We start from the raw sequence: 5,107 nt of genomic DNA on the forward strand, positions 1-5,107 counted from the left end.
ATGTTGGCGATCGCGCTGCCCTTTTGGCGCCCAGCCTGAAAACAGTCTCCCAAGAAAAAGTTTTTTGGTTCTTTTTTTCAAGAAAGAACCGCTTTCTTCCAACCTTGCTTCCCCCCTTTCGCGCGGGGGCATTTCCCGCGCTCGCCCCGGCTGCTAAAACGCCCCGCATTCGCGGAGGCTAAGGCAAAGGCGCGGCGATGGCTGGACATTCCCAATTCAAGAACATCATGCACCGCAAGGGGGCGCAGGATGCCCGCAAGGCGCGGCAATTCGCGAAGCTCATTCGCGAAATCACCGTCTCCGCCCGTGCCGGTCTGCCTGATCCCGCTGCCAATCCGCGTCTGCGCGCCGCCTGCGCTGCGGCGCGCGAGGCCAATATGCCGCGCGATACCATTGAGCGGGCGATCAAGAAGGCGAGTGGCACCGCCGGCGGCGAGGATTTTGTCGAAATCCGCTATGAGGGTTACGGCCCGGCCGGGGTTGCGGTGATCGTCGAGGCGCTGACCGACAACCGCAACCGCACCGCGTCTGACATCCGTTCGGCGTTCGCGAAACACGGCGGCGCTCTTGGCGAGACCAACTCGGTTTCGTTCCTGTTCACCCGGAGCGGCGTCGTGCGCTATCCGAGGCGCGTCGCTGATGACGACACGATGCTGGAGGCGGCGATCGAGGCGGGGGCGGAGAATGTCGTGAGCGATGACGAGGGCCATGAGGTCACCACCGGCGTCGAGGATTTCTTTGCCGTCCGTGACGCGCTCGAGGCCCGCTTCGGCCCGCCCGAGACGGCGCGGATCGAGTGGCGGCCTGGAACCCTGGTTACGCTGGACGAGGAAAAAGCGGCGAGCGTGCTCAAATTGCTCGACGCCTTGGAGGAGAGCGACGACGTGCAGAACGTCTACGCCAATTTCGACATTCCCGAGATGGTGATGCGGAAGCTTTCGGCCTGATGATCCGCGTCCTCGGCCTCGATCCTGGGCTGCGCTTCACCGGCTGGGGGGTGATCGGGCAGGAGGGCAGCCGGCTCATCCATCTCGCCGATGGGGTTATCGCGACCGCGGCCGAGGCGCCGGTTGCGACGCGGCTCTGTGCGCTGCACGCGGCGCTCGCCGCTTTGATCGCGGCGCATCGGCCGGAGGAGGCAGCGGTCGAGGAGACCTATGTCAACCGTAACGGCCAGGCGACGCTGAAGCTCGGCTATGCCCGCGGGGTCGCGTTGCTCGCGCCGGCCCTGGCCGGGATCGCGGTCGCCGAATATGGCGCGAAGACGGTCAAGCGTTCGGTGGTCGGGACCGGCGGGGCGAGCAAGGAACAAGTCGCGATGATGGTGCGCCGGCTGCTGCCGGGGGCGGCGCTTTCCCGACTCGATGCCGCCGATGCGCTGGCGGTGGCGATCTGCCACGCCCATCACCGCGCGAGCCGTCTCGCTTGGGCGCAAGCCTCGTGATCGCGCGGCTCATGGGCCAAGTGGTGCAACGCGGCGCCGACCATTGTGTCATCGATGTCGGCGGGGTCGGCTATCTCGTCCACGCGACCGCGCCGACGCTCGCCGCCCTGCCGGCGCCGCCTTCGGTCGCGACGCTGCTGATCGAAACCCATCTGCGCGAGGACGCGCTGCTGCTTTACGGTTTTGCCGCGCCCGCCGAGCAGGACTGGTTTCGCCTCTTGACCACCGTCCAGGGCGTCGGGGCCAAGGTCGCGCTCGCCATTCTCGCGACCTTGCCGCCTGGCGCGCTTGCGGCTGCCATCGCCGCCGGCGATCGCGCGGCGTTGACCCGGGCGCCGGGGGTCGGCGCCAAGCTCGCGGCGCGGCTTCTGACCGAACTGCGCGAGCGTGCCGGCGCGATGTCGGCGGCGGAGGGGGTGGCGACGCGGCCACTCGGCGAGGGGGCGGCAGAGGATGCGCTGTCGGCGCTGCTCAATCTCGGCTATCGGCGCCCGGACGCGCAAGCGGCGGTGGCGCGCGCGGCCGAGGAACTCGGCGCCGGCGCCGGGCTCGACGCCTTGATCCGCGCGAGCCTGCGTTTCCTTGCGCGATGAAAAGGCGATGAGCGAAGACCCCCCCCTGCTGTCACCGCGCCGCGCGCCCGAGGACGCCGCCGAGACGGGCCTCAGGCCACAATCGCTCGCTGAGTTCATCGGCCAGAAGACCAGCCGAGAGAATCTCGCGGTTTTCATCGCCGCCGCTCGCGCCCGTGGCGAGGCGCTCGATCACGTGCTGCTGCATGGGCCGCCGGGGCTCGGCAAGACGACGCTCGCGCAGATCGTCGCGCGCGAACTCGGCGTCGGGTTTCGCGCGACCTCGGGCCCCGTCATCCAGCGCGCCGGCGATCTCGCCGCGATCCTCACCAATCTGCAGCCGCGCGATGTGCTGTTCATCGACGAAATCCACCGTCTCCAGCCGGCGATCGAGGAGGTTCTCTATCCGGCGATGGAGGATTTTCAGCTCGATCTAATCATCGGCGAGGGGCCGGCAGCGCGCAGCGTGCGCATCGATCTCGCGCCGTTCACCCTGGTCGCCGCGACGACGCGGGCCGGGCTGCTCGCGACCCCCTTGCGGGATCGTTTCGGGATTCCGCTGCGGCTGGTGTTCTATACGCCGGAGGAGTTGGAGCGAATCGTCGCGCGCGCCGCCGCGCGCCTCGGTATGCGGCTCGACGCCGAGGGGGCGGCGGAGATCGCGCGCCGGTCCCGCGGCACGCCGCGCGTTGCCGGGCGGCTCTTGCGCCGGCTGCGCGATTTCGCCGCTGTCGACGGGATCGACCCGATCGACCGCGCCGCAACCGATGCCGCGCTCACCCGGCTCGATGTCGACCCTCTCGGGCTTGACGCGATGGATCGCCGCTATCTCCGCCGCATCGCCGAGCATCACGCTGGCGGACCGGTCGGGGTGGAGACGCTGGCGGCCGCGCTCGCCGAGGCGCGCGATACCCTCGAAGACGTGATCGAGCCCTATCTCATCCAGGAAGGCTTGGTCCTGCGCACCGCGCGCGGGCGGGTGCTCGGGCGCCCGGGCTGGCAGCATCTCGGCCTTGTGCCACCGCCGCCGCCCGCCCAGCCTGATCTCCTGACGCTGGAGGGGTTGGCCGAAGATGAATGAAATTTCGGAATAACGTCATGTTTGTGGGCAAAAAACATCGCTATGAGGTAAGGGTCTATTTCGAGGATACCGACGCCGGTGGTATCGTCTATCATGCGACCTATCTCCGCTTCGCAGAGCGGGCGCGGAGCGAGTGTTTGCGTGACCTTGGCATCGCGCACGCGGACTTGGTGGTCCGGCATGGCATCTTCTTCGTGGTGCGGCGAGCGAAACTGGACTATCTGCGTCCGGCACGGCTCGATGACCTACTCGTCGTCGAAACCGAGGTGCTGTCGGTGGGGGGAGCCTCGGCGTCTTTACGCCAGAGCTTCTATCGCCGGGGCGAGACGGCGGCGCTGGTTCTGCTGACGGTTGCGTTGGCGTCGGTCGGCTGCGGCGATCAGCGCCCCGCCCGCTTGCCGGCGGCGTGGCGGACGCCGTTGGCGGCGTTGGTTGAGTGATAAGGGCTGGACAATATCAGGGAGTGGGTTGAGTGGATCGGGCAGTGGATGCCGCCAATCTGGCGGCGGCGGGAGCGGATCTGTCGCTCTGGGGCCTCTTCATGCAGGCCGATATCATCGTCAAATTCGTCATGCTGCTGCTGCTCGCGGCCAGCGTCTGGGTATGGGCGATCATGTTCGAGAAATTTATGGCGTTGCGCCGCGTCAACCGCGCCGCCGACCGGTTCGAGGACCGTTTCTGGTCGGGCGGCAGCCTCGATGAATTGTTCGAGCAGGAGGGCGCGAAGCCAACCAATCCGATCGCCGCGGTGTTCGGCGCGGCGATGGCGGAATGGCGGCGAAGCTTGCGCATCGCCGGCGCCGACGTCGCCCGCTCGGGGGTGCGCGAGCGGGTCGATCGGGCGATGACCGTCACCATCCAGCGCGAGATGGAGCGGCTGGAACGCTGGATGATCTTCCTCGCTTCGGTGGGCTCGACGGCGCCGTTCATCGGTCTGTTCGGCACCGTCTGGGGCATCATGCACAGCTTTTCGGCGATCGCCGCGATGCACAACACCAATCTCTCGGTGGTCGCCCCCGGCATCGCCGAGGCCTTGTTCGCGACCGCGATCGGTCTCGTCGCGGCGATCCCGGCGGTGCTCGCCTATAACAAAATCAGCACCGATCTCGCCCGCTTTGCGTCCCGTCTCGAAGGGTTCGGCGCGGAGTTCGGCGCCATCCTCTCGCGCCAGTCCGAGGAGCGCGCCTGAGCATGGCCGCTTTCATCGCTGGCAACGGCAAAGGGCGCGGCCGCTACCGCCCGCTCGCCGAGATCAACGTGACGCCGCTGGTCGACGTCATGCTGGTGCTTTTGATCATTTTCATGGTGACGGCGCCGCTGATGACCTCGGGTGTCGATGTCGATCTGCCGAAGACCGACGCCAAACCCTTGAACAGCGATAGCCAGCCGCTCACCGTCACCATCAACGCCGAGGGGCATATCTATTTGCAGGACAGCCAGGTCGAACTCCCCGATCTCGTCGCCAAGCTCGAGGCGATTTCGCAAAACAACCCGGAGCGGCGGATTTTCGTCCGCGGCGACCGCGCGGTGAGCTATGGTCTGGTGATGCAGGTGATGGGCACCATCACCCAGGGCGGGTTCAGCAAGGTTGCTCTTCTTGCCGAGCAGCCCTCAGCGGCGCCGGCGAATGCCGGCTCGTCGGCGTCGCCGCCGGCGACATCGCCCAAAGCGCCGCCGGGCAAGCCTGGACGCGGCTGAGGCCGCGCCCCGCTTGCGGCCTGTTTCGGAAAAGCATGGAGTTCGAACTCAAACGCGGCGCGGCCATCTCGGCCGCTTTGCATGTGACGCTGGCGGCGCTGCTGCTGTTTGGTTTGCCGACGCGCCGCCTGCCGGAAGAGCCAGAGGAGACCGCGGTCAGCATGGATTTCGTCGGTCCGGCGCAGCCGAGCCAGAAATCGACCGCCCCCGGCGAGGTGCCGGCGCCGGCGCCGATGCCTGAGGTGAAGGAGGCGCCGCCGGCGCCAACCCCGCCCAAGCCGGCGCCGATCGAGGCGCCGCCGCCGCCCCCAC

At 67.8% G+C, this 5,107-nt stretch carries 8 protein-coding genes and 1 pseudogene; all 9 read left to right on the top strand.

All coding sequences use genetic code 11. From position 1 onward, the window contains the following. A partial coding sequence (locus ACP5M5_RS14210; protein WP_427938432.1) for a hypothetical protein occupies positions 1–182 on the top strand: 182 nt, incomplete at its 5' end. 15 nt (positions 183–197) lie between these two features. Next, positions 198–947 carry a YebC/PmpR family DNA-binding transcriptional regulator gene (locus tag ACP5M5_RS14215; RefSeq protein ID WP_427938433.1) on the top strand — a complete coding sequence of 250 codons (750 nt, stop codon included), beginning with the start codon at positions 198–200 and terminating at the stop codon, positions 945–947. Next, the gene (gene ruvC, locus ACP5M5_RS14220; protein ID WP_427938435.1) at positions 947–1,444 is read left to right on the top strand and encodes a crossover junction endodeoxyribonuclease RuvC; all 498 of its coding nucleotides are present in this window, start codon (positions 947–949) and stop codon (positions 1,442–1,444) included. Before ACP5M5_RS14215 ends, ruvC begins: the two co-directional genes overlap by 1 nt. Next, positions 1,441–2,037 carry a Holliday junction branch migration protein RuvA gene (gene ruvA, locus ACP5M5_RS14225; protein WP_427938436.1) on the top strand — a complete coding sequence of 199 codons (597 nt, stop codon included), beginning with the start codon at positions 1,441–1,443 and terminating at the stop codon, positions 2,035–2,037. Before ruvC ends, ruvA begins: the two co-directional genes overlap by 4 nt. Positions 2,038–2,044: 7 nt before the next feature. After that, on the top strand, positions 2,045–3,097 hold the full coding sequence (gene ruvB / locus ACP5M5_RS14230; protein WP_427938438.1) for a Holliday junction branch migration DNA helicase RuvB: 1,053 nt from the start codon (positions 2,045–2,047) through the stop codon (positions 3,095–3,097). A gap of 17 nt (positions 3,098–3,114) precedes the next feature. Continuing rightward, the gene (locus tag ACP5M5_RS14235) at positions 3,115–3,537 is read left to right on the top strand and encodes a YbgC/FadM family acyl-CoA thioesterase (protein WP_427938440.1); all 423 of its coding nucleotides are present in this window, start codon (positions 3,115–3,117) and stop codon (positions 3,535–3,537) included. A 32-nt stretch (positions 3,538–3,569) separates the two neighbouring features. Further along, positions 3,570–4,286 (top strand): protein TolQ, encoded by a 717-nt coding sequence (tolQ, locus tag ACP5M5_RS14240; protein ID WP_427938442.1) that lies wholly within the window; start codon positions 3,570–3,572, stop codon positions 4,284–4,286. A 2-nt stretch (positions 4,287–4,288) separates the two neighbouring features. Continuing rightward, complete coding sequence (gene tolR, locus ACP5M5_RS14245) at positions 4,289–4,795, top strand: protein TolR (RefSeq protein ID WP_427938444.1); 507 nt, start codon at positions 4,289–4,291, stop codon at positions 4,793–4,795. Positions 4,796–4,830: 35 nt separating this feature from the next. Next, a pseudogene (locus tag ACP5M5_RS14250) lies at positions 4,831–5,107 on the top strand (energy transducer TonB); the annotation flags it as partial.

The sequence above is a fragment of the Acidibrevibacterium sp. genome (assembly GCF_049965395.1).
In the GTDB taxonomy this organism is placed as follows: Bacteria; Pseudomonadota; Alphaproteobacteria; order Acetobacterales; family Acetobacteraceae; genus Acidibrevibacterium; species Acidibrevibacterium fodinaquatile.

Bases quoted from the DNA above. Each gene is read 5' to 3' on its own strand.
- ruvB (WP_427938438.1), top strand. From the start codon at position 2,045: ATGAGCGAAGACCCCCCCCTGCTGTCACCGCGCCGCGCGCCCGAGGAC.
- tolR (WP_427938444.1), top strand. From the start codon at position 4,289: ATGGCCGCTTTCATCGCTGGCAACGGCAAAGGGCGCGGCCGCTACCGC.
- ruvC (WP_427938435.1), top strand. From the start codon at position 947: ATGATCCGCGTCCTCGGCCTCGATCCTGGGCTGCGCTTCACCGGCTGG.
- ACP5M5_RS14235 (WP_427938440.1), top strand. From the start codon at position 3,115: ATGTTTGTGGGCAAAAAACATCGCTATGAGGTAAGGGTCTATTTCGAG.
- ACP5M5_RS14215 (WP_427938433.1), top strand. From the start codon at position 198: ATGGCTGGACATTCCCAATTCAAGAACATCATGCACCGCAAGGGGGCG.